The organism is Frisingicoccus sp. (genome assembly GCF_048388605.1).
Classification (GTDB): Bacteria; Bacillota; Clostridia; order Lachnospirales; family Lachnospiraceae; genus Frisingicoccus.
Map to the genome: position 1 here is coordinate 1 of NZ_DBGCTU010000013.1, position 24313 is coordinate 24313.

25 protein-coding genes are annotated in these 24313 nt (G+C 46.6%); all 25 read right to left on the minus strand.

Features of this window, described 5'->3' with window-relative positions; genetic code table 11:
• Positions 1–565 precede the first annotated feature (565 nt).
• The 25 genes from radA to ACMN7X_RS03250 all read right to left on the minus strand — a co-directional run bounded on the left by radA (position 566) and on the right by ACMN7X_RS03250 (position 24263).
• Complete coding sequence (gene radA / locus ACMN7X_RS03130; protein WP_418746049.1) at positions 566–1924, minus strand: DNA repair protein RadA; 1359 nt, start codon at positions 1922–1924, stop codon at positions 566–568.
• Between the two features lie 74 nt (positions 1925–1998).
• A complete protein-coding gene (locus ACMN7X_RS03135) occupies positions 1999–2409 on the minus strand; it encodes an endosialidase (RefSeq protein ID WP_418746050.1) in 411 nt (136 codons plus the stop codon).
• A 114-nt stretch (positions 2410–2523) separates the two neighbouring features.
• A complete protein-coding gene (locus tag ACMN7X_RS03140) occupies positions 2524–4977 on the minus strand; it encodes an ATP-dependent Clp protease ATP-binding subunit (RefSeq protein ID WP_418746051.1) in 2454 nt (817 codons plus the stop codon).
• Positions 4978–5035: 58 nt separating this feature from the next.
• Positions 5036–5434: a GntR family transcriptional regulator gene (locus tag ACMN7X_RS03145; protein WP_418746052.1), complete on the minus strand. Its 399-nt coding sequence runs from the start codon at positions 5432–5434 to the stop codon at positions 5036–5038.
• A 79-nt stretch (positions 5435–5513) separates the two neighbouring features.
• Positions 5514–6296 carry an HAD-IIA family hydrolase gene (locus ACMN7X_RS03150; RefSeq protein ID WP_418746053.1) on the minus strand — a complete coding sequence of 261 codons (783 nt, stop codon included), beginning with the start codon at positions 6294–6296 and terminating at the stop codon, positions 5514–5516.
• A gap of 113 nt (positions 6297–6409) precedes the next feature.
• Positions 6410–7681 (minus strand): phosphoribosylamine--glycine ligase, encoded by a 1272-nt coding sequence (purD, locus tag ACMN7X_RS03155; RefSeq protein WP_418746054.1) that lies wholly within the window; start codon positions 7679–7681, stop codon positions 6410–6412.
• Positions 7678–8313, minus strand: coding sequence for a phosphoribosylglycinamide formyltransferase (gene purN / locus ACMN7X_RS03160; RefSeq protein WP_418746055.1), 636 nt, complete (start codon positions 8311–8313; stop codon positions 7678–7680). The genes purD and purN overlap by 4 nt, the downstream gene beginning before the upstream one ends.
• The gene (gene purM / locus ACMN7X_RS03165; RefSeq protein ID WP_418746056.1) at positions 8307–9332 is read right to left on the minus strand and encodes a phosphoribosylformylglycinamidine cyclo-ligase; all 1026 of its coding nucleotides are present in this window, start codon (positions 9330–9332) and stop codon (positions 8307–8309) included. Before purM ends, purN begins: the two co-directional genes overlap by 7 nt.
• A gap of 15 nt (positions 9333–9347) precedes the next feature.
• Positions 9348–10703 (minus strand): amidophosphoribosyltransferase, encoded by a 1356-nt coding sequence (gene purF, locus ACMN7X_RS03170; RefSeq protein ID WP_418746057.1) that lies wholly within the window; start codon positions 10701–10703, stop codon positions 9348–9350.
• Positions 10704–10717: 14 nt separating this feature from the next.
• Positions 10718–11233, minus strand: coding sequence for a 5-(carboxyamino)imidazole ribonucleotide mutase (gene purE, locus ACMN7X_RS03175; RefSeq protein ID WP_418746058.1), 516 nt, complete (start codon positions 11231–11233; stop codon positions 10718–10720).
• A gap of 18 nt (positions 11234–11251) precedes the next feature.
• Positions 11252–12382 carry a 5-(carboxyamino)imidazole ribonucleotide synthase gene (locus tag ACMN7X_RS03180; RefSeq protein WP_418746059.1) on the minus strand — a complete coding sequence of 377 codons (1131 nt, stop codon included), beginning with the start codon at positions 12380–12382 and terminating at the stop codon, positions 11252–11254.
• 69 nt (positions 12383–12451) lie between these two features.
• Complete coding sequence (locus ACMN7X_RS03185) at positions 12452–14548, minus strand: aminopeptidase (RefSeq protein WP_418746060.1); 2097 nt, start codon at positions 14546–14548, stop codon at positions 12452–12454.
• An 18-nt stretch (positions 14549–14566) separates the two neighbouring features.
• On the minus strand, positions 14567–14899 hold the full coding sequence (locus ACMN7X_RS03190; protein WP_418746061.1) for a hypothetical protein: 333 nt from the start codon (positions 14897–14899) through the stop codon (positions 14567–14569).
• Positions 14889–15332, minus strand: a complete 444-nt coding sequence (locus ACMN7X_RS03195) for a VanZ family protein (protein ID WP_418746062.1) — start codon at positions 15330–15332, stop codon at positions 14889–14891. Before ACMN7X_RS03195 ends, ACMN7X_RS03190 begins: the two co-directional genes overlap by 11 nt.
• A 92-nt stretch (positions 15333–15424) precedes the next feature.
• On the minus strand, positions 15425–15577 hold the full coding sequence (locus tag ACMN7X_RS03200; protein WP_418746063.1) for a hypothetical protein: 153 nt from the start codon (positions 15575–15577) through the stop codon (positions 15425–15427).
• A 13-nt stretch (positions 15578–15590) separates the two neighbouring features.
• Complete coding sequence (gene pyrE / locus ACMN7X_RS03205; RefSeq protein ID WP_418746064.1) at positions 15591–16268, minus strand: orotate phosphoribosyltransferase; 678 nt, start codon at positions 16266–16268, stop codon at positions 15591–15593.
• A gap of 14 nt (positions 16269–16282) precedes the next feature.
• Positions 16283–17833, minus strand: a complete 1551-nt coding sequence (locus ACMN7X_RS03210) for a nitrite/sulfite reductase (protein WP_418746065.1) — start codon at positions 17831–17833, stop codon at positions 16283–16285.
• A gap of 5 nt (positions 17834–17838) precedes the next feature.
• The gene (locus ACMN7X_RS03215) at positions 17839–18741 is read right to left on the minus strand and encodes a dihydroorotate dehydrogenase (RefSeq protein ID WP_418746099.1); all 903 of its coding nucleotides are present in this window, start codon (positions 18739–18741) and stop codon (positions 17839–17841) included.
• Positions 18741–19514: a dihydroorotate dehydrogenase electron transfer subunit gene (locus ACMN7X_RS03220; protein ID WP_418746066.1), complete on the minus strand. Its 774-nt coding sequence runs from the start codon at positions 19512–19514 to the stop codon at positions 18741–18743. Before ACMN7X_RS03220 ends, ACMN7X_RS03215 begins: the two co-directional genes overlap by 1 nt.
• Before the next feature lie 14 nt (positions 19515–19528).
• The gene (gene pyrF / locus ACMN7X_RS03225) at positions 19529–20458 is read right to left on the minus strand and encodes an orotidine-5'-phosphate decarboxylase (RefSeq protein WP_418746067.1); all 930 of its coding nucleotides are present in this window, start codon (positions 20456–20458) and stop codon (positions 19529–19531) included.
• Between the two features lie 69 nt (positions 20459–20527).
• A complete protein-coding gene (locus ACMN7X_RS03230) occupies positions 20528–21958 on the minus strand; it encodes a DEAD/DEAH box helicase (RefSeq protein ID WP_418746068.1) in 1431 nt (476 codons plus the stop codon).
• A gap of 103 nt (positions 21959–22061) precedes the next feature.
• Positions 22062–22700, minus strand: a complete 639-nt coding sequence (locus tag ACMN7X_RS03235) for a site-2 protease family protein (protein WP_418746069.1) — start codon at positions 22698–22700, stop codon at positions 22062–22064.
• A 62-nt stretch (positions 22701–22762) separates the two neighbouring features.
• Complete coding sequence (locus ACMN7X_RS03240; protein ID WP_418746070.1) at positions 22763–23272, minus strand: COG2426 family protein; 510 nt, start codon at positions 23270–23272, stop codon at positions 22763–22765.
• Positions 23269–23442 (minus strand): hypothetical protein, encoded by a 174-nt coding sequence (locus ACMN7X_RS03245; RefSeq protein WP_418746071.1) that lies wholly within the window; start codon positions 23440–23442, stop codon positions 23269–23271. Before ACMN7X_RS03245 ends, ACMN7X_RS03240 begins: the two co-directional genes overlap by 4 nt.
• A gap of 44 nt (positions 23443–23486) precedes the next feature.
• On the minus strand, positions 23487–24263 hold the full coding sequence (locus ACMN7X_RS03250) for a TSUP family transporter (RefSeq protein WP_418746072.1): 777 nt from the start codon (positions 24261–24263) through the stop codon (positions 23487–23489).
• Between the last annotated feature and the right edge of the window lie 50 nt (positions 24264–24313).

The window sequence follows — 24313 nt, forward strand, 5'->3', positions numbered from 1 at the left end:
AAGCACGCCGCCAGCGTTCATCCTGAGCCAGGATCAAACTCTCATGTTTGTGTCCTTCACTTAACGAGGTCTTTCACGAGTTTAGTGAAGACCAACCTCCCGACCCTTAGCGAGATGCGTCTGCATCGAGCTTAGTGGAGGGAGATCTCCTTGTTAAGTATAATCCTAACAGAATGACAACTAGCTGTTATCTTCCCGTTTTTTACTGTTTTGGAGTGCCTTTCGGCACCGTTCATTGAAAATGTTTCTCTTTGAAACTTTTCGGGATTGTTTTATTGTTTAATTGTCAATGTTCATTGTCTCCGGCATTAGGCCGTCAACATTCTATATTTTATCACTCTCATTCGACTTTGTCAACAAATTTTCCAACTTATTTTTTTGAATCTTTTTTGTTTCGACTCCGTTTCCCGAGTGCTTTTATATACTATCATCTTCCAATAGGTTTGTCAACAAGTTTTTTTAGTTTTTTTGCAAAAAACAATAATTCAGATAATCCAGCAGATTTTCCCAATAATTGTGTCTAATTTATCTCAATTGTATCTATTTTGTTTCAACATGCACCGAATCAGATCAACTTACTCACTAATTCCCTGAGATTTGCCACACCGACAAGCTCAATACCGCCTTTATCTATTCCTTTCGTATTTACTGTCGGAAGAATACATTTTTCGAAGCCAAGCTTTTTTGCCTCCTGCACACATTGAGCAGCCATGCTGACGCCCCGCACTTCACCGGACAGTCCGACCTCGCCGAATATGACCGTTTTTTCATCGATAGCCAAATCTTTATAACTTGATATAATTGCAGCGACCACAGCCAAATCCAGGGCAGGCACATTCAATTTCATTCCTCCGGCAATATTAATATAGGCATCCCAATTAGCCAGAGACAGGCCGAGACGTTTTTCAATCACAGCCATTAAAAGATTCACCCGGTTATAATCCATCCCGGCCGCCGTTCTCCGAGGCATATTAAAATTTGTACGGCAGACAAGCGCCTGAACCTCAACCATTACCGGCCGGGTTCCTTCCATCAGGCAGGCCACAACGGAGCCGGACGCCCCTTCCGGACGTCCATCCAGAAGATACTGGGAAGGGTTCAAAACCTCCCTCAGACCACTCTCTCCCATTTCAAACACACCAATCTCATTTGTGGAACCAAAACGGTTTTTAACGCTGCGAAGTATACGGTATGCCGCATGGCGTTCTCCTTCAAAATATAAAACCGTATCCACCATATGTTCAAGAACTCTCGGTCCTGCCACAACCCCTTCCTTTGTCACATGGCCGACAATAAACACTGTAACCCCAAGAGTTTTTGCTATTTTCATAAAAACACCGGTAGATTCTCTCACCTGGCTGACACTTCCCGGTGCGGAACTGACGTCGCTTTTACACATTGTCTGAATGGAATCAATGACAACCAGCTCCGGCCTGATTCTCTCAATAACCTCCTGAATCGTTTCCAGATCCGTTTCGCACAGCATCATTAAATCCCCGGAATAGTCTCCCAATCTGTCCGCCCGTATTTTTATCTGCTGCAAAGACTCTTCTCCCGAAATATACAGCACCTTATGATTTCTCGAAACCAAAAGCAAACACATCTGAAGCAGTAACGTGGACTTCCCTATTCCCGGGTCCCCGCCGACCAGCACCATCGAACCTGATACGATACCGCCGCCGAGCACCCTGTCAAATTCCTGAATTTCTGTAGATACACGACAATTATTCTCCCGGCTCACCTTTGAGAGCAGCGTCGGTTCCTCCCGCCGTATCGCTGTTAATTTTCGATTGGATCCGCCCGATACAATTACCGGCTCCTCCACAAATGTATTCCACTCTCTGCATCCCGGGCACTGTCCCATCCATTTAGCCGACTCATATCCGCAGGACTGACAATAAAAAACTGTTTTCCCCTTCGCCATAACGTATCCCTTTCCGCAAATCTTTCCATAAAAAATGGACTGTCACCACGGCAACAGCCCATTTGATACTTCAGTTACATTTTCTTTACGACAACTGTCTGAGGTTTACCACTGAATTCAACACTGATGACCAGCTTGCCGCCAAGGTTTGTTTTCATAATTCCCATATGGAAACCGTCAATCATCACTTCATATTCGCATTCCGCTTCCAATTCCAAAGTGAGCTGGGCCTGTTCTTCGCCTTCAACCTGGAACTCTATCTCTCTATCCGTCACCTTCATATGATGTACTGTCGTACCCGGTACAGATTCATATACAAAGGATTCATTTTTTTCCAGTTTTGTAATCTCCTTAAAAGTTTTTACTTTATAGCTATCTCCCTGAAACTCAAATCCGGATACTTTGGATTTCTGTTCTAAAGTATAATCACCAAAACTCAATGTTCCGTCCGATTCTGATTGAATCAATTCACTAATTACTGCCATGGTATTTTATCCTCCTAAAATAGAACACTGCTTTATCTAACAGTATGTCTTTACCTCGCAGACAAGACCGAAAAGTCTTATCAACTTATGCCCATTATATCTTATTTTTCTGATTTACGCCAGAGTATTCGGTGAGTTTATAGAAATTTTAATCTCTTTACCCGTAAGTGTCAACCGAACCTGATTTCCCCGATAAATTTTACCGCTGAGAATCTCCTCCGCCAAAAGATCTTCGACCTTATTCTGAATAGCCCTGCGGAGAGGTCTGGCACCATATACCGGGTCAAAGCCCGCCTCGGACAACATACGGAGCACTCCATCGGATGCATGGAGTTCAACCCCCATCTGTTCCCGCGCCCTGTCCGCAATCTCATTCATCATAATTCCTACAATCTTTCGAATATGCTCCTGAGTCAAAGAATGGAAAACAATAATATCATCAATACGATTTAAAAATTCCGGTTTGAAAATATGTTTGACTTCCTCCATAACTGCAGTTTTCATCCGGGTATAATCGGCCTTTTCATCATTATCCGATAAAAATCCCAATTTCTTCGGAGCAACAATGCTCGAAGCCCCTGCGTTGGATGTCATAATAATGACCGTATTTTTAAAATCCACCCGTCGTCCCTGGGAATCGGTAATATGACCGTCATCCAAAACCTGGAGCAGAATATTGAACACATCCGGATGCGCTTTCTCGATTTCATCAAAGAGGAGAATCGAATATGGATTCCGGCGTACTTTCTCGCTGAGCTGGCCGCCCTCATCATATCCCACATATCCCGGTGGAGAGCCGATCAGTTTTGACACACTGTGCTTCTCCATATATTCAGACATATCCATTCGGATAATATTATTCTCCGAGCCGAACATAGCTTCTGCCAGGGCCTTGGACAATTCGGTCTTTCCAACCCCCGTAGGCCCCAGGAAGAGGAAGGAACCAATCGGGCGTTTTGGATCTTTTAGGCCGACACGTCCCCGCCGAATGGCTTTTGCCACAGCAGTGACCGCTTCATCCTGGCCGACAACTCTTCGATGAAGAGTGGATTCCAGGCGCATCAGCCGTTCCGATTCCTTTTCTTCCAACTGTTTTACCGGAATCTTTGTCCAACTGGATACCACATCCGCAATATCCCGTTCCGCCACAGTAACCTTACGTTTATTGCGCCGCTCCACATTGCGCTGCGCCGAAGCGATCTCTGCGGATAGTAATTTCTGATCTTTCCCGATTTCTGATGCCAGCACCATATCACCTGCGATTATGGCCTCTTCCTTCTTTTCATCCAGATCCGACAGCCGTTTTGTCAGTTCCCGGAGTTCACCATTCAAACTCATTGAGGATAATTTGACCTTAGCCGACGCCTCATCAATAAGGTCAATGGCCTTATCCGGCAGAAAACGGTCGTTAATATAGCGTATGGACATCTTCACCGCCGCTTCGATGGCCTCATCGGATATGGTTACCTGATGATGCTTCTCATAGGCAGGACGGAGTCCCTTTAAAATCTCTATACTTTCCGCTTCTCCCGGTTCATTCGTCATCACCGGTTGGAAACGGCGTTCCAAAGCCGCATCCTTCTCGATATATTTTCGATATTCCTCAATGGTTGTGGCGCCGATCACCTGAATCTCGCCTCTCGCTAAGGATGGTTTCAGTATATTCGAAGCATCAAGGGCTCCCTCTGCGCCTCCGGCCCCAATGATCGTATGAATCTCATCAATAAAGAGCAGCACCTGCCCGTCATCCTTCACTTCAGCGATCAGACGTTTAATTCGTTCTTCAAACTCTCCCCGATACTTAGAACCGGCCACCATGCCGGACAAATCCAGAGTCATTAACCGCTTATCCCGAATCGTATCAGGGACAGCCCCTTCGGCGATCCGCGCTGCCAGTCCTTCAACGACTGCCGTCTTTCCAACACCCGGTTCTCCAATCAGACAGGGATTATTTTTAGTCCGCCGGCTCAAAATCTGAACAACGCGCTGGATTTCCTGCTCCCTCCCGATCACCGGGTCCAACCGGCCTTCTCTGGCCATCTGCGTCAAATCCATACTATATGCTTCCAATGCGGAATTTTTCTCCCTCTGACCGCCTTTTTTTTCTGAAAGCCACGCCTTTGCCTCTGCCGCATTCATTCCCATCGCTGCCAACAGTTCAGAATATATTTTCTGAACACTCACCCCAAGGGTATTTATAAGACGCAGCGCTATGCAATCCTTCTCTTTCAGAAGTGCGATCAAAAGATGTTCCGTTCCGATATGCTTTTGATTTAACCGCGCCGCCTCCCTGCTGCTGCACTCCAACACCCGCCGGGCCCTCGGTGTATAATCCGTTATCTCCCCGGCGATTACATCTCCGTCATTTATCAATTGTTTGATAAGACGCAGCATCTGCTCCTCTGTTATGCCATTCTGAATCAATATTTTTGATGCAAGCCCGTCCGCCGAACGTATAAGACCAAGCATCAAATGTTCGGTTCCAACATAACTGTGATGCAGTTCTTCCGCTATGTCTCTGGCAAATGTTACTGCCCTTTCCGCCTGTCTTGTCAAACGATACTGCATAATCAACCTCCTGTTTGTCTATCGCCGAATCCGGTTTATGCCCGACCACTTCGGCAAATCAAGTCTCATCATATTCTCTCCTGTCTCCGCAGGTAAAAGAATCATAAATATCATCCACCATATCGTGAACTTCTTCACGGCCGATATTTTTACAGATTGCCTCGGCCAGCACGGACTGGAGCATCGCCATAATCTGACGTGATGCCAGCACCTGATCATAATCAATGGCAATGACCGCCCCTTTTCTGCGGTCCAGCTTAATATAGCCTTCCTGCCGCAAAACCGAATAGGCTTTATTTACCGTGTGCATATTAATTCCAATATTATCTGCCAGCTGACGCACCGATGGCAAAGAATCCCCGACCGTCAACTGGGATGTGGCAATACCCATGACAATCTGATTACGAAGCTGAATATAAATCGCTTCATCACTGTTAAAATCAATTTTAATAATCATCTCATCACCTGAATTCTATCATTTGAATCGTTACATTTGTTATATATATAATATAACAACTTTCAGGCAATGTCAATCCTTATAAGAATCTTATCATCTCTTTCAGCGAGTCAAACACCGCGTCCGGCTTCACATCCGACTTTTCGATATCTTCTCTTTTCGTTTCCCCGCTGAGGACAAGGATTCCGGCAGCTCCGTTATTGACCCCGGTCGCCACATCGGTGTAGAGCCGGTCGCCGACAAAGGCAATTTCTTCTTTTTTGTATCCGGTTTTGCGCAAAACCATATCCACGGTTTCCTTACAGGGTTTCCCAAGATATCTCGGCTGCACGCCCGTGGAAAGGGTAATGGCCGCACACATTGCGCCGCAGTCCGGGATGAATCCCTTCTCTGTCGGGCAATTGATATCCTTATGAGTTGCAAGGAAAACGGCGCCCTCACGGATATAAGTGCAAACCCTTTCAAGTTTTTCATAAGTCAGCGTCATATCAAAGCCCACAACCACAATGTCCGGCTGTTCCTGCACAAGACAGATCCCCGCCGATCGAAAAAGTGCCTCCAAAGCCGGTGTGCCGGCCAGATAAACCTTTTTATCCGGGTGATTTACCTTTAAAAATTCAACGGTGACATCCCCGGAAGTCATTATATCCCTTTCCGTGGCCGGATAGCCCATCCGCTCCAATTTGTCCACATACATTGCGCCGTTTTTTGACGAGTTATTTGTAAAAAAGACAAAATCCCTCCCGGTGTCCCGGACACGCTGTATAAATTCCAAAGCGCCGTCAATTCGATGTTCTCCAAGATAAAATGTGCCGTCCATATCCAATACAAATAATTTTATCCGTTCAAAAAGTTCTTCCACAAAACTTTCCTCCTTTGAAAATCTCTATTCGGCTGCTGCCACCCAAATTCATTTTACAAAAAAGAGCCGATAAGTTTACCGACTCTTTTCGCCCATTTATTATACATGAAGTTCTAAGCTTCATCAATAGCCTTTCCGATGTCATGCCGCATGTATTTATTGTCAAATTGCACCCATTCGGCAGCTTTATAAGCATTGGCCCGGGCCTCTTTTAAGTCGGCGCCTTTTGCCGTCACTCCGAGAACGCGGCCTCCATTTGTGACAATGCCTGCATCTGTCCGTTTTGTTCCGGCATGGAAGCAATAATATCCTTCATGTTCTTTAAAGGTATCCAAGCCGTCAATAACAAAGCCCTTATCGTATTTCACCGGATAACCATCGGAAGCCAGGACAACGCAGACTGCCGCATTATCTTCAAATTCCAGATGAATTTCATCCAATCTGCCGTCAATGCATGCCTCAAAAACATCAATAATATCCGTCTTCATTCTCGGCAGCACGACCTGGGCCTCCGGATCGCCGAAACGGGCGTTATACTCAAGGACCTTCGGTCCATCTTCCGTCAGCATCAAACCGACAAAGAGGATACCAACAAAATCTCTGCCTTCCGCTTTCATGGCTGCCATTGTCGGCTTATAAATTTTTTCTTCACAAAAAGCAGCAATTTCCGGGGTATAGAACGGACTCGGAGAGAAAGTTCCCATACCGCCGGTATTCAAACCCTGATCGCCGTCTTTAGCCCTCTTGTGATCCTGCGCAGATGTCATCGGCACCACATGAGTGCCATCGCAGAAACAAAGCACCGAAACTTCCCTGCCTGTCATAAATTCTTCAATAACCATGCGGTTTCCGGCAGCGCCAAACTGCTTATCCTCCATAATGGTCTTTACCCCGGCTTTGGCCTCTTCCAGCGTATTGCAGATCAAAACACCTTTACCAAGCGCCAGGCCATCAGCCTTCAGAACAATCGGCATTTTCGCGGTCTCCAGATATTCAAGAGCCTTCTGCGGATCATCAAAATTTTCATAAGCCGCTGTCGGAATATGATATTTCTTCATTAAATCCTTTGAAAAAGCTTTTGAACCCTCAATCATTGCCGCAAGCTGTCTCGGTCCGAACACCCGAAGTCCCTTTTCCTCAAAAGCGTTGACGATGCCGCCAACCAGCGGGTCATCCATACCGACAACCGTCAGATCAATTTTCTTTTCTTCGGCAAACTGAGTCAGCCTGTCAAATTCCATAGCTCCAATATTCACACATTCGGCATATTCCTCAATACCTGCATTTCCCGGTGCGCAGTAAATCTTTTCAACCTGTTTGCTCTGAGCCACTTTCCACGCAATGGCATGTTCTCTGCCGCCGCTTCCTACAATCAGAACTTTCATGCTGTTTCCTCCTCTATGATGACATGTCCGTCTTCAACCTTAACTTTACCTGCCGCAATTAAATCGATCGCCTTCGGCATGATCTGCCATTCGGCCTGCTCCATGATCCGCCGCTGCAAAATTTCCGGCGTATCCCCGCTCTTTACTTCCACAGCCTTCTGTAAAATGATCGGCCCCGTGTCCGTTCCCTCATCCACAAAATGAACCGTCGCGCCGCTGACTTTCACGCCTCTGGCCAAAGCCGCCTCATGGACGCGCAGTCCATAATAACCGGTGCCGCAGAAGGAAGGGATCAGAGACGGATGCACATTGATGATCCGATTTCTGAAATTCTGTATCATTTCCGGTGGGATAACAACCATAAATCCGGCCAGAACAATCAGATCCACTTTCAAATCCATCAGTGTCTTCAAAAGTGTCTGATTAAATATTTTTCTGCTCTCAAAATCCTTCGGCGATATGCACATAGAAGGAATATGATGCTTTTCAGCTCTCTGCAGTGCCTTCGCATTTTTATTATTGGAAATGACCATGGCAATCTCTGTATTCCTTATCGTTCCATCCTCAATTCGATCAATAATGGCCTGAAGATTTGTTCCGCCCCCGGATACAAGTACCGCAATCTTTAACATAATGTCACACCTGCTTCGCCTTCCACTGTTTCACCGATCACGTAAGCTGTCTCTCCGGCCTCAGCGAGCAGCGCCAGCGCTTTATCTTTATCTGCCGGGTCTACGGCGATCACCATGCCTATTCCCATATTGTATGTATTGTACATTACTTTTTCTTCAACATCACCTTTTTCAGCCATCAGTTTAAAAATAGCCGGCACTTCATAGGAATCCTTATGTACGATCGCACGCACGCCTTCCGGGAGCATTCTCGGAATATTCTCATAGAAACCGCCGCCGGTAATATGACTGCAGGCTTTCACTTTCACGCCGCCGTTTTTCAAGCGTTTCAACGCCTTGACATAAATTTTTGTCGGAGCAAGGAGAGCTTCGCCAAGGGTCTTTCCAAGGCAGTCATAATACGTATTCAAGGATTCCTCTGTCATTTCAAAAATCTTGCGGACAAGGGAGAATCCATTGCTGTGGACACCGGAGGATGCAATACCGATCAATGTCTCGCCGCCCTTTAATTCTTTGCCCGTGATCAAATCTTTTTTATCAACAATACCCACGGCAAATCCGGCAAGATCATATTCATCTTCCGGATAAAAGCCAGGCATTTCCGCTGTCTCACCGCCGATCAATGCTGCCTCGGACTGAACACAGCCTTCAGCTACACCGCTGACGATCGTTGCAATTTTTTCCGGATAGTTCTTACCGCAGGCAATGTAATCCAGGAAAAATAACGGTTCTCCGCCGGCGCAGGCGATATCGTTCACGCACATAGCCACACAGTCAATACCAATCGTATCATGCTTATTCATAATAAAGGCAAGTTTTAACTTTGTGCCGACACCGTCTGTTCCTGAAACCAGGGTCGGCTCTTCCATATTTTTAAACTTGTCCAGGGCAAAAGCACCTGAAAATCCGCCGATATCTGTCAACACTTCCGGCCGCATGGTTTTCTGTACAAATTTCTTCATCAATTTGACAGACTCATATCCCGCTTCAATATCAACTCCCGCATTTTTGTAATCCATAATTCATCCTCCTATTTATTTCACCGGATACACGCCGGTAAAGCATGCCATACACAATGTATCTTCCGTACCTCTGCAGGCTTCCTTCAGTCCTTCGACAGATAAGAAAGCCAATGAATCAGCGCCAATCATATCTTTAATCTGCTCTGTTGTCTGATGGCTGGAGATCAAAGATGTTCTATCCAGCTCATTGCCGCCAAAATAACATTCATACTTCACTTCCGGAGCAGCAATCCTCATATGAACCTCTTTCGCTCCCGCATTCCGGAGCAGGTCCACCAAAAGCCGCCCTGTTGTCCCGCGGACCATCGAATCATCCACAACCACGACTCGTTTCCCGCAGACACGGCTCTTGATCACTGCCAGCTTCATCGTCACTCCGCGGCGGATCATATCTTCCGTCGGCTGAACAAACTTATTGCAGTGGAATTTATTTTTAATAAATGTGTCCTCCAGAGGGAGCTTTAATTCCTTTGCGTACCCGGATGCCGCAGCCAGGCCTGAATTTGGCACCCAGACAATCACATCCGCATCGGCCGGAGCTTCTTTCGCAAGAATTCGTCCCATAGTCTCCCGCGCTTCAAAAACCTCCATATTCTGAATGACGCTGTCCGGCCTGGAATGATAAATATATTCATAAGCGCACAGCGCTCTTTTTTCTTCATGAATCCGTTGGAAAGATTTGATACCATCCTGATTAACAGTCACGATCTCACCCGGCATGACCTCCCGGATCACTTCGACATCCAATTCATTATAAACACAGGTTTCCGATGAAAAATAAAGAGAATTTCTCTTTTTTCCAAGAATCAGAGGTTTGATCCCCAGCGGATCTCTCACCCCGATAATCTTTCTCGGCGTCATCACCAGCAGTGCATAGGCCCCGTGAAGTTTCGGCATGATATCGGCAATCGCTTCCTCGATCGTCTCAAACCGGTTGCGCGCCCTGGAAATAAGTACGGAGATGATCTCCGCATCATCGGATGTCTGAAAAACAGCCCCCTGAAGTTCCAGCTCTTTTCTCAAATCCTCCGTATTTACCAATCCGCCGTTTAATGCCACGGCCATCTGACCATTGGTATAACGAATGACGATCGGCTGAGCATACTCCCGGACATCACTGCGTTTTGAATACAGCACATGTCCGATTCCGGCATGTCCCTCCATACGGCCGAGAACGTTTTCATCAAAAATATCAATCACCATGCCGTCCTCTTTCTTATATTTAAACTGGCCATTCTGATTGATACAAATTCCCGATGCATCCATTCCCCGATGCTGCATGGAAAAGAGTCCATAATAAATTGACGCTGCGGTGCTGAAGGCATCGATATTATTGTTGTACATTGCAAATAATCCGCTGCGGCTCATAAAACTTCCTCCCATTACATCTGCTTCAGATATTCTTCGTATTTAATGTCTTCTAATTTTTCTGCTTTCTTAAGGACTGTCTGATTCAATCCTTCCGCATAATCCTTTAAGCGGCCGGAAAGTTCGGCATCCGTTGTCGCCAAAATCTTTGCCGCCAAAAGTCCTGCATTCTGAGCCCCATTGATTGCCACGGTCGCCACCGGAATTCCCGGAGGCATCTGAACGATGGAGTAGAGAGAATCGACGCCGCCAAGGGCCTTTGTCTGCACCGGCACACCGATCACCGGAAGAACCGTCATAGCCGCGGTCATCCCCGGAAGGTGGGCGGCGCCGCCGGCTCCGGCAATAATGACTTTGATTCCTCTCTCCTCTGCTGTTTTTGCATATTCGCATAAACGGTCCGGCGTCCGATGGGCCGATACGATAGTCAGCTCATAGGCAACCTTCAGCTCATCCAGTATCTCTGCCGCTTTGGACATCACCGGCAGATCCGAATCGCTTCCCATAATAATTCCTACTTTTATATCCATGGTACTTTCCTCCTGTTTTTAAAATGATATTTTTGAATGGGCCAGACGGGCTTTCGAGAGCGCTTCCTCCACTGTCGGCGCTGTCACGGTAATATGCCCCATCTTCCGGCCTTTAGATACTTTTTCTTTACCATAAATATGTACTTTAACCTCGCCGATCGCATAGGCCTCTTCCAGACCCTTGACTTCCGCCTTATCCACAGAATACTGGCCGATAATGTTTTTCATCACCGTCGGCCGGAGAAGTTCCGTGCTCCCCAGAGGCAGGCCGAGAATTCCGCGGATGTGATTTTCATACTGGGAAGTCACACAGCCTTCAATCGTATAATGGCCCGAATTATGAGGTCTCGGCGCCAGCTCATTGACGAGCACCCGGCCGTCCCCTGTTACAAAAAGTTCAATACAGAGCATTCCGCAGGCATCAAACACCTGAACTGCCTCCCTGGCAATATCCATTGCCTTTTTTGTACATTCATCACTGATATCTGCCGGGACCATCGTCTCATCCAGAATACTGTCTTTATGAACATTTTCCGCTACCGGGAAAACCTTAATATCTCCATTGACACTGCGGCAGACAAGAACAGACACTTCTTTTTCGAAAGGGCAGAAGGCTTCAACCATCAGCGGCAGACGGCCTGCACCCAGGGCCTCAAAAGCACTTTCGACGTCTTCTTCCGTGTCTATCGGTGCATTGCCCTTACCGTCATAACCGCCGGTACAGGTCTTTAACATCATCGGATAGCCGAAAACCTCTCCGGCCGCCCGAATATCCTCCGGCGTCTCCACCTTCTTAAAATCCGGCACAGGAAGGCCGTGCTTTTTAAGCCACTCCTTCTGATGATATTTGTTTTGAATGTGAAGCAGCGTCTCGCTGGACGGATAGACCTTATGGCCTTCGGCCTCCAGTTCCTGCAGCGCCTCCGCATTAATATGTTCAAATTCATAGGTTACCACATCTACTTTTTCGGCCAGTGCGTGAAAAGCCCGGACGTCGTCAAATTCCGCCACGATATGTTCATCCGCAATGCTGTCCGCCGGACACTTTGGTGTCGGATCCAGAATAACAAAATAAGTGTCCAGACGCTTTGCGTCTAAAATCATCATCTTTCCAAGCTGGCCGCCGCCGATAATTCCTATTCGATACATCCTCTATAGCCTCCTAAACTATTCTCATTGTACCCGCCCGACTTTTATCCGTCAATGTATTTATACTTATCAATACTTATTATTAAGAGGGATATTTAACGCCTCCGTACCCTCTAAAACAAATCGCCCGTCCCGGATAATTGAAAACATATTTTCATTTTTATCGACCACAAATATCTCTTCAATCTCGTCATAGGGAATCGTTATATCTGTGTGACAGTTAAAGTAGGCCTGAACCCCTTCTTCACCTCTCCGGGCAGAAATTTCATTTTCTCTGGCAATGATCTCCTTGCCGTCCGGATTGAATACCGCATGGTCCTCCGCCCTCGAGTAACAGGTGTCGCCGATGGCAAAATGAGGTCCCATCTTCTCTACAATGAGGATTGGCAGCCGCCCGGTGATGTCATACTTCTGCGCCGCCGCATAAGCCGTTGTATTCGTTCCAACGGCAAACTCTCCGAGGGGCAGACTTTCCCGTCCAACCAATAGATAATCTTTGATAAGACGCCGGTTGCTCTCCGCATCTTCCGAATTACCGCAGTCATAGCTCACGATCCGGCCGTCGGCAAACCTCAGCATCAAATCCTTAAAATGAATTCCGTTCAGATAAACACTGGTCGCATGGAGCAGTCCCTCCGTTCCCTCCAGCACGGGACTTGTAAATACTTCACCGACAGGAATATTCACATCGGCACAGCAGTTTTCGAAGTTTGTTTCTTTTTCAGGATTTTTCAGCGGATGCAGCCGAACCTTCATCACCGTTTTGTTCGGCGCTTTCCCGCGGATGTAAACATATTCTCCCAAATCCAGAACATCGATGATCTTCTGCTGAATTTCACGATAAATGTCATTATCCAGCGTATTCACCTTCACAATTTCATCAAATATCGCCTCATAATCCGGACCGATATCCGGCGTCGGAAAAGCGATGATCGTAAAACTGATCTCCGAGCTTTTCATATACTGCTCCGTAAGTCCGGCCTGCATATCTGAAAATTCCACTTCCAGCTTCTGCTGCTTTTCGCTGAGCCGGCAGGCATTTTCTTTCAGCACAGGGGTAAAAGGACTTTCCCCGAAAGTTTCAAAACAGGCCGGGCCCGCATTGGCAGAAATCCATTCTCCGCACGCCTCATAAGCCTTTTTCAGCGCCGCCAGATGACGGTTTGCCATAGGCCTGTCATAAAAGAGGGCCTTATCCTTACAATGGTCAAATTCAAACTGGGGATTGACGCTCTTTCCCTGATAGCCTACTCGCACCTGCCGACGGTTCAGAACTGTGGTCGATGCCGGGAAAAAGACCGGTTCCAGCCCATGTTTTCGAAATTTCTCCACGGCGCTGCGAAGTACCCGTTCAAAACCGATGCTGCCCCGGACAGTGACATATTTTTTATTCTCCAGAGATATCCGGTTAATTTCAAACCCCCGGATATATCCCTCCACAAAAGTATCCGCCATGGCGTCAATATCCGCCTGGGAAAGCCGGTTCATATGCTCTGCCGTACCGAGTTCCGTTTCCGATATGTAATCGCCGAAGCGATAAAGATATCTCAAATCCGACAGATCCTCGGACATGATAATGGATTTGATCCGCGAAAAATCCGGTGCCTGCTGCTCATGAATCCTCCAAGATACCATCTCATCACTATAATCACTGACATACCAGTAAACAGCTTTTGCAATGGCCTCTGCGGTTGGCTTTTCCCCTTCCTCCTCTCCATAGACAAAATCCGTATAAATTTCCACAAACAATTCCCATAAAATAACGACTGCTTCCAGGTGCCCCATCATCCACCGGGAAAAAGACTGATAAATTTCACTGGCCAAAAAGGACAACAGCCGTCCATATTCAGTGCCGAAAACAGAAGCCGCCTTATCCGGATTGGCATAACTTTCTTCATAATCCCGGCACAGAGGCGCATAAATTTTCTCGTAAAAATCCTGCCAATCCTTTAAAGACCATTCGCTAAAATCATGGGATCCCTGCCATATTTTAAAATCATCCAACACTGTCATCCATTCAGCTAAACAGCTGAAATATTCCGCCCACGGAAGTGCATCTGAAGCAAAAACCCCATTGTTCTTTTTCTCTTCAAGTTCTCCGCCGATCTCACGGATCCGCGTCACAACAAGGGAATACCGCTCTTCTAAAAATGTTTCTTCTGTCACCCTTTTCACTCTCCGTTCCTATAAAATAACTTTCAGTATGCCTATCAAAAAAATGCAGCCATGCAGTATCGCCGAAACCATACATACCCGATATCCGGCACAGAGATATTTTCCGGCCACATCCGTTCTCGAACGATCCCTGGAAGTGATCACCGCACCCACGATACTTCCAATCATTGTCACATAAGGGATCAGGCAGACAGTTCCGCTCAGCTGACCGTTTTTATAAATGCCAAATCCGATAAAAAGTGCCAGCACGCAAAGAGAAACGATTCCTGTCCCAAGGGCATAAGCTCCCGATTTTGTCCGACGTTTCTCAACCTTCGTAAAACTATAAACTTTATTTGACAAACCAACGCCTCCTCACCCGGTTCATCAGCCAAAAGACAGCATAGCCGATAATACCGCCGCATGTATTTAAAATTAAATCATCCACATCAAAGGAACCTACTCTGAAGATCAACTGGATACATTCAATAAATAAGCTTAATAAAAATGTCATGCCAAAAACCCGGAAAAAATTTCGATTCTTTCTGCGAATGATCGGCACCATAACGCCAAAAGGAATAAAGGCCAAAACGTTACCGAATAAATTCAGCATAAAAGCTTTTACTCCCACCAGTTCTCTATATGTATAAAATCGTATAATCTCTTTAAAAGGTACCAGATTATAGCGATATGTATTCTGCGCATCCGCCCGGCCTTCGCTGAAAAAACAGACATAAGCCAGCACCATCAGATAAATGATGAGGAACACCACAGTGCCCCATTGAATTTTTTTCATGCCACACCTTCTATATCTATAAACTTTTAAAACGAAAGAAAAGGACATAGATGCGTCCTTTTCCTTTCGCTTACACTTTCAAACACCGTCTTTTAGAAAAGCAGGTGATTCTTATCATTCAGTAACCGTCCGCCGCAGACAATCGATATAATACCCACTGTCAGGCCGACCACAATACACACAACACCCATCGCAATATTTGCTCCGCCGATACGTCCCATTGATTTATAAATTTTTTCATCCATAGAGCTTCCTCCTCTATTTGACACCATACTGTGCATAATAAGCGTCAATTGCTTCTTTTAATGTGTCATCAATAATAACCTTACCGTTACATGGTTTATTATACAAATACTCCACAACTTCGGCCATGGATACAATAGCGCTCGTCTCAAAACCATACAAATCCTTTATTTCATCCAGGGCGCTCTTTTCGCCGCCTTTTCCGACCTCCATACGGTTCAGGGACACGATCAGTCCTTTAATCTCCACATCCGCCTGGGCTTTGATGATCGGGAATGTCTCTTCGATGGATTTTCCGGAAGTTGTGACATCCTCAATGATGACAATCCTGTCGCCATCTTTAAGCTTTGTTCCAAGAAGAATTCCCGTATCACCATGGTCTTTCACCTCTTTACGGTTGGAACAGTAACGAATGTCCCTTCCGTACAGCTCGCTGATAGCCATCGTTGTGGCAACGCCCAACGGGATTCCCTTATAAGCCGGTCCGAATAAAACATCAAAATCCAGGCCATAGTTGTCATGAATCGCTTTTGCATAGTATTCTCCGAGACGGCGGAGCTGTGTACCTGTCACATAAGCCCCCGCATTCATAAAAAACGGAGATTTTCTTCCGCTCTTTAATGTAAATTCGCCGAACTTAAGCACATCACTCTCAACCATGAATTCGATAAACTCTTTCTTATATTGTTCCATGACTGTCTCCTCCTCTATGCCTGACAGTACTTTTTTATAAGCTCTTTGGCCGAACCATCTGTCAGTGCATCTGAATAATCTTTTTTCTCTTTCGTGAGCATCCTGCCCATATCCACAATCATTTCAGGTATCCGTTCCGCCAAAACCGCTCCCACCTTTTCGCCGAGGCGGCTGGTATCCACACCTGTATTGCCGCCGATAAAGCAGTCAAAAGCATCACGCATCACACCGTCAACCTTAACTTTTCGCCCGGAAAAGCCCAACGCGGCCACCGGGTGACGGGCACAGCAGTTCGGACAGCCGCTGATATACAGCCTCGGCAGCCGTTCCTCATCCAAATCGGCAGCGGCAGCAGCCTCCGCCACAGCCTGGCAGAGTTTCTGACTCTGATTGATCCCAACCTGGCATGTCGGCGTGCCGACACAGCTGACAGACATCTGAATCGGACTCGTCATCATCCGTCCCTTCATAGCCTCCAATAGTGCTTCCGCCTCACTCTCCGAAAGATTTCGGACATACAATTCCTCATCCATACTCAAACGGATTTCCGCATTCGGAATCGCAGCAAGAAATTTCTGAATTTTCCTTCCGTCTTCAAGCATAAGCTGGCCGCAGAGCGGATGGAGGACCACCGTATATTCACCGTCCTGCTTTTGAGGCAGAATCAGCCCATTTTTCGGCGCTGTGCTCACGGGTTCAATATTTTCCCGCCATACAAACGGCTCAATGCCGTCAAACCGACATTCCTTTTTTACATTCTCCAAATGTTTTTTATAGCAGGCCATAAAGGCGTCTTCACCCATACGGCGCGGAATAAAACGAGTCCGCGCCCGCGCTTTATTTTTATAATCACCTTCGGCCATAAACAGGCGAATCATCGCCTCCACATAATAAAGAACCTCTCCCGGCGCCACCATTTCATCATAGGGAATCCCCAGTGCGGGCTGACCACCCATGCCTCCGGCCAGCCAAAGCCGAAACATCGGTTTTCCTTCATGAACAATGCCGACAAATCCCACATCATTGACTGTGGCACAACCCATGTCCGCAGCGCTTGAGGAAAACGCCACTTTTAATTTTCTCGGCAGCTTATATCCCGGCGCATTGAATAAAAAGTAATCTCCCACCTGGCGCGCATAAGGCGTCACATCAAACGCTTCTTCTGCATCCACGCCGGCCATCGGTGAAAGTGAAACATTTCGGGGAAAATTGCCGCCGCCGCCCCGTGTAAACAAATCATGGTCAATGGCATCTTTCATAATGTCACACACCGAATCAATGTCCAAATCATGGAGCTGTACCGCCTGACGCGTTGTCAAATGAATCTTATCCAGGTCATATTTCTGTGCATAATCCAAAATTAATCCAAAATGTTCTCTCGAGACGATTCCCGACGGAGTCCTCAGGCGAATCATAAACTTTCCGGTCTCCTTCTGTGCATAGCTTCCCATGCCTCCGGAAAGTCCTTTAAACTCAGCCCTTGTCAATGTTCCATTCAGGAATTCATGTCCCCTTTTCCGAAATGCTTCTACTTCTTCCTTCAATAGCGTCTTATATGTTTCCATTACCGTTATTTTACCTTTCCGATCAAATCTCTGATGTCATCAACGCCCATCTGGCTCATATAAGCTTCAATACCTGCCGCCACCTGCTCTGTGGCAAACGGATTATTAAAGTTAGCAGTTCCCACAGCCACAGCCGTAGCCCCGGCTAAAATAAATTCCATAGCATCCTCTCCGGTCTGAATACCGCCCATACCGATAATCGGTATATTCACTGCGTTCGCCGCCTCATAAACCATGCGCACCGCAACCGGTTTAATCGCCGGACCCGAAAGTCCTCCCGTCTTATTGGCCAGGGCAAAGTCCTGCTTATAAACGTCGATTTTCATGCCGGTCAGCGTATTGATCAAAGATAACACATCCGCGCCGCCGGCCTCTGCCGCCTTTGCCGTCTCCCGGATATCGGTGACATTCGGGCTTAACTTCATGATTACCGGCTGTTTCGCCACTTTTTTTACTGCCTTTGTAATCGCTTCCACCGCCTTTGGATTCTGTCCAAAGGCAATACCGCCTTCCTTCACATTCGGGCAGGATATATTGATCTCCAACAAGTCTACCGGCTCATCCCCGAGACGTTCCACGACCTCCAGATAATCCTCCGTCGTCTTTCCGCAGACATTGACAATAATTTTCGTATCAAACTGTTTTAAGAAAGGGATATCCCTCTGGATCAGCACATCGATCCCCGGATTCTGAAGTCCGATGGCATTGAGCATACCGCTGGCTGTCTCCGCAATACGCGGTGTCGGATTGCCCGGCCATGGTACATTGGCCACGCCTTTTGTGACAACCGCTCCCAGTTTATTTAAATCGACAAATTCACTGTACTCTGCGCCGGAACCAAAGGTGCCGGAACCTTCCATCACCGGGTTTTTAAGTTCTACACCGGCAAGATTAACTTTTGTATTCATCACAGCTCCACCTCCCGCGCGTCAAAAACAGGACCATCCTTACAGATCCGTTTATTATTTACATGGGAATGTTCATCCACATCTCTCGACTGACAGACACAGGCCAGACATGCACCGATACCGCAGGCCATCTTCTCTTCCAGAGAGATCTGTGCCTCAATCCCCTTTTCTTCCGCATAAGCTTTCAATGCCCGCAGCATTGGTGTCGGACCGCAGCCGTAAATCATATCACCTTCAATGCCCTCACTGCGGACAGCATCCAGAACATTGCCTTTAATGCCGACGCTGCCGTCCTCAGTTGCCACAACAACCCGTCCATAGCTTTCCAGCTCTTCTTTGAGAAATGTCTGGCTGTCTTTATATCCGAGAACGATCGTCTTTTCCACTTTTTTTAATTCCTTTGCAAGCTGGAGCATCGGCGGAATACCGATACCTCCGGCCACAAGGATCGCCTTCTTATCACTTAATGTATAACCATTGCCGAGGGGGCCCATAACCTTAATCGTATCCTCGGGTACCAGTTTCGAAAACTCATCCGTTCCTTCGCCCACAACACGGTAAACCAAACGGATTGCCTTAGTCGCTTTTGCAATTTCACAGATACTGATCGGCCGTGGAAGCATACGGCTTCCATCTTTACTGTATACAGAAAGAAACTGGCCCGGCTTTGCAGCTTTTGCCATTTCTCCCACATCCAGCCAAAGGCTATAAACATCCGACGCCAGTTGTTTCTGAGAAATAACTCTCACAATTTTACATTCTTTTTTCTGCATGTTTCCTCTATCTCCTATCTTAATCCTGCACCCACCTGTATATCATCAATCATATCCAGAACAGCCCGGCGTGATGCATCCGCAAAGCCTTCCGGGCCAAACTTTTCATATTTCGGCTGTTTATATGCGGCAATAATGCCCCGGGAAGAATTGACGATCGCCCCCAGGCCATCCTCATTAAAATAATTGACAAGATCTGAGCCCTTTGCTCCCTGAGCGCCGTATCCCGGCACAAGAATAAAGTTCTTTTTCATAATTTCCCGAAGAACCTTTCCCATCTCCGGATAAGTTGCCCCGACAACAGCGCCCACATAACTGTAACCACATTCACCCACATGACGGCTGCCCCACTCGACAACCTTTTCGGCCACCCATTCATAAAGAGGCCGTCCATCGATCAGGCGGTCCTGAAACTCTCCGCTGGAAGGATTGGATGTTTTCGTTAAAATAAACATTCCTTTTTTCTCCGGCACAGCCACATCAATAAATGGCTGTACGCTGTCCGTTCCCATATAAGGATTGATCGTAATAAAATCTTCATTAAAGCCATACCAGGATCGGCTTCCCACCCGGGCCTTTCCCAGATGCCCCGTTGCATAGGCGCCGGAAGTCGAACCGATATCTCCTCGTTTGATATCGCCTATGACGATCAAATCCTTTTCATGACAATAATCCAATGTTTTCTTAAAGGCCATGATCCCCGGAATTCCAAACTGCTCATACATGGCTATCTGAGGTTTTACCGCAGGAATCAAATCATAAACGGCATCGATAATGGCTTTATTAAACTGCCAGATGGCTTCCGCAGCCCCTTCTAAAGTCTCACCCTGTTCCTCATAAGCTTTCTGCTTCACAAATTCCGGAACATAATCAAGCATCGGGTCCAGGCCGACTTCAATCGGAGCACCCGTCTTTTTTATCTTTTCCACCAGCTTATCAATCATGGTTTATCCTCCCGTTCGTTTATACTCTAAGACAGTATAACATATTTGACTTCTAAATAACAGGGTAATTTAATGTCTTCTCCTGCCCCGCTTAACCCCTTTTCTGTCATATTCTCTTCGGTAATTTCTGTCCGGACGGCCCTTTTTCCTTTTAAACACTTCGGAAAATCCCGGTCGTTCTTCAATTTCCTTAAAGGTTTCCGCCGGAATTTCACGGCTGAGAAAAGCGGCGGCCACATCCATGATCGTATACTCCTGAAATTCTTCTTCCATCATAAATTTCTCAATGGAATCGGCATAGACATCCAGATTTCCCCGCTCCATAATTTTCAGTATTTCTTTCATCATCTGTCTGGTACGCACCTGGGCAATATCGGCAGCCTTCGGAATCTTCATGTACTTTATCTTTGCCCGGGTGTAACTCATAATCTCGCGAAGCTTATACATTTCCCGCCGGCCGACAAAGGAATAGGACACGCCCTGCCGGTTGGCTCTCCCGGTACGCCCGATCCGATGAACGTAATATTCCAGATCTTCCGGAAGATCGAAATTAAAAACCGCTTCTACATTCTCAACATCGATGCCTCTGGCGGCGACATCCGTTGCGATCAATATTTCCGTCCGGCCGTTTTTAAAGGATTCCATCACCCGGTCTCTCTGAGACTGTTTCATATCCCCGTGAAGGCCCTCCGCCTCATAACCTCTGGCAATCATCTCATGAGTCAGCTCATCCACCTGCCGTTTTGTATTGCAAAAAACCATGGATAATTTATAATTGTTCACATCAATCAGCCGGGCCAGCACATCAATTTTATTCTCCCGACTGACCTCCAGATAATACTGCCGGATGGACGGCACGGTGATCTGGGATTTTGTAATCTGAATCTGCACCGGATCTGTCAGATATTTTTTTGTAATTGCCAAAATCTCCCTGGACATGGTTGCCGAAAACAATACGGTCTGACGTTTCTCCGGAACAGATTCCAGAATCGTATCGATATCCTCACGGAATCCCATATTCAGCATCTCATCCGCTTCATCCAAAACCATATACTGAAGTTCGCCCAGGCGAATTGTATGGCGCCGCATATGGTCCATCAGCCGCCCCGGCGTCGCCACAATAATCTGGGGCCTGCGTTTTAACGCCGTGATCTGGCGTTCGATATTCTGACCTCCGTAAATCGGGACGATCCGAATCGAATGTTTATATTTTGTGAGTTTCATCAACTCATCGGTCGTCTGAATGACCAGCTCCCGGGTAGGACACAAAATAAGGGCCCGGACACTTCTGGCCGATGGGTCAATACCTTCAATCAACGGAATACCGAAGGCACAGGTCTTTCCTGTACCTGTTGGCGCCTGGGATACCATATCCCGTCCGTCCAGCATCGGCCCGATACTCTGACTTTGTACCGGCGTTGCTTCCTCAAATCCCATATCGCGGATCGCCCGCTTAATCTCTTCAGATACATTCAATGTTTCAAATAATATTTTTTCCATGTTTTCCTCTTTCTAATTTTTATAGACATAATTTAAGGTGTAACGCCTCAATCATTCAATAGAGACTTTACACCTCTGTTTTATAAGTCATTTATTTTAATTATTAAATTTTCAAAATAAACCGCACAATTCCATACATGAAATCGATAACCACCCTCTGGGCCAGCCTCATCGGAATGGATAAAAGACCCGTCACGGCAAGAATTGCCAGCACAAAGTATCCATTGCGATGGACATGCTTTTCCATATAGCTTTCATCATCATGGACCAAAACTCCATAAGCCTTCGAACCATCCAGCGGGGGAATCGGAATCAGGTTAAAAACGCCAAGACCGATATTTAACACGGCAAAATAATTCAAAAAATTGAAGGCATACACCGCAGCATTTCCCGCATGGCCGGAGGTGAATTTATAAATCACCCCCATGCCGAACAGGCCGATAAAAGCCATGATAAAATTTGCCGCCGGGCCCGCCAGCGCTGTACACAAAATGCCCTTTTTCCTCTCCTTATAATACCATGAATTAATTCGAACCGGTTTTGCCCACCCGAAATGAAACAATATCAGGCAAAGAGTACCCATCAAATCCAAATGTTGAAAAGGGTTCAAAGATAAGCGCCCATCCTCCTTCGGTGTCGGGTCCCCCATTTTCCAGGAAACATATCCATGGGCAAATTCATGCCCGGTAATCGCCAGCAGAGCCGCCGGGACAACATAAATCAAATCATTATAATTCATCATGCTTCACTTCCCTTTTCACAATACAGCAAATGCTCTGCCTTCTGGCAGAGCATACACAAACCTTAAAATACATTTGTTACCAGCCATGGGATAAAATAAGTAATCATGCACATAATCACCGTCGCCATGCAAATCCCAAGTATTATCGCCGGAAATGCTTTTTTGAACTTTATATCCAATAATGACGCAATCAATGAGCCGGTCCACGCGCCTGTGCCCGGCAGCGGAATCCCGACAAAGAGCAGCAAACCGATAAATTCATATTTTTGAATCTTATCGCTCTTTCCCATGGACTTTGCTTCCAATTTCTCAATCTTTGGTTTCAGCCACCGAGTTTTTTTCAGCCAGTTAAAAATCGGTGTGATAAAAGCCAGAATAAAGGGCACCGGAATAATATTTCCGGCTACACACAAGCCCACTGCCTGAAAAAGAGGGATTTTCAAAAGTGACGCCGCAACCAACCCGCCTCGGAGTTCCAGAATAGGCACCATAGAAATAATAAACACAATCATTTCTTTTGATACGACCCCGTTTAAGTTGGTCGTAAACCAGGTAATCAAAGCATCCGTCATACTGCTGTTCCCTTTCTCTTTTCTTTTTTAAGCCGCCTTTTTTTCAGTTTATTAGTTACCTTGTATCCAATACGGATTTCCCGTTCAAATGCAAAAGCCGCCATAAGACCGCACAATAACAACTGAATGCACGCAGTCACCTGGTCAGCCCTCTTTTGTGATAATTTCATCTTTGCATCTCCCTTCAAAGGTTTTGAATCATTTGTCTATTTTATCATAAAACAATATCAGATACAATCTTAATCATCAAAAGAATCATAACAACAAGAATCATCGGCCGTATAAAGGCAGCGCCCTTCTTTAAAGCCATCCCGGAGCCAAAGTAACTGCCGAGGACATTACACACAGCCGCCGGAACAGCCACCGTCCAAAGGATGTTGCCGCTCAACGCATAAGTGATGAGTGACGCATAATTCGACGCCAGATTAAGAATTTTGGCATTACCCGATGCTGTTTTTAAGTCGTATTTCATCAGAATCGAAAAAGCAATTATGGCAAAAGTCCCTGTTCCCGGTCCAACCATTCCATCATAAAATCCAATCAGCAGGCCGATAACCAACGCCAGCAGAAACTTACGCCTTTTTGAAAGACTGTCCGACTGATTCGTCTCCCCATAACCCCGATTCAAAAAAATCACAAGAGCCGCAACCGGCAGAAAGATGATAACGATCCGCTTCAAAACCGCATCATCCAGCAGTAAAACAATCCGGGCAGCCACTCCGGAACCCGCAAAAGAGCCGACCGCCGCCAGCAGCGCAATCTGTACATCCATGGCCCGATTTCTGAAAAAACGAAGGGAAGCCAGCGTCGTTCCGCAGGCGCTTGAAAATTTATTGCAGCCATAAGCCACATGGGCCGGCATCCCTGTAGCAATATAAGCAGGCAGGGATATCAAGCCGCCTCCCCCGGCCGCCGCATCCACAAAGCCGGCCAGAAATACAAAAAAGCAAATGATGCAGAGCAAAGGAAGAGATAATGTAAATGCGTCCATAATTCCTCCGTAAAATAAAGCCGGGGCGCTACACTCCGGCTTATTATCAT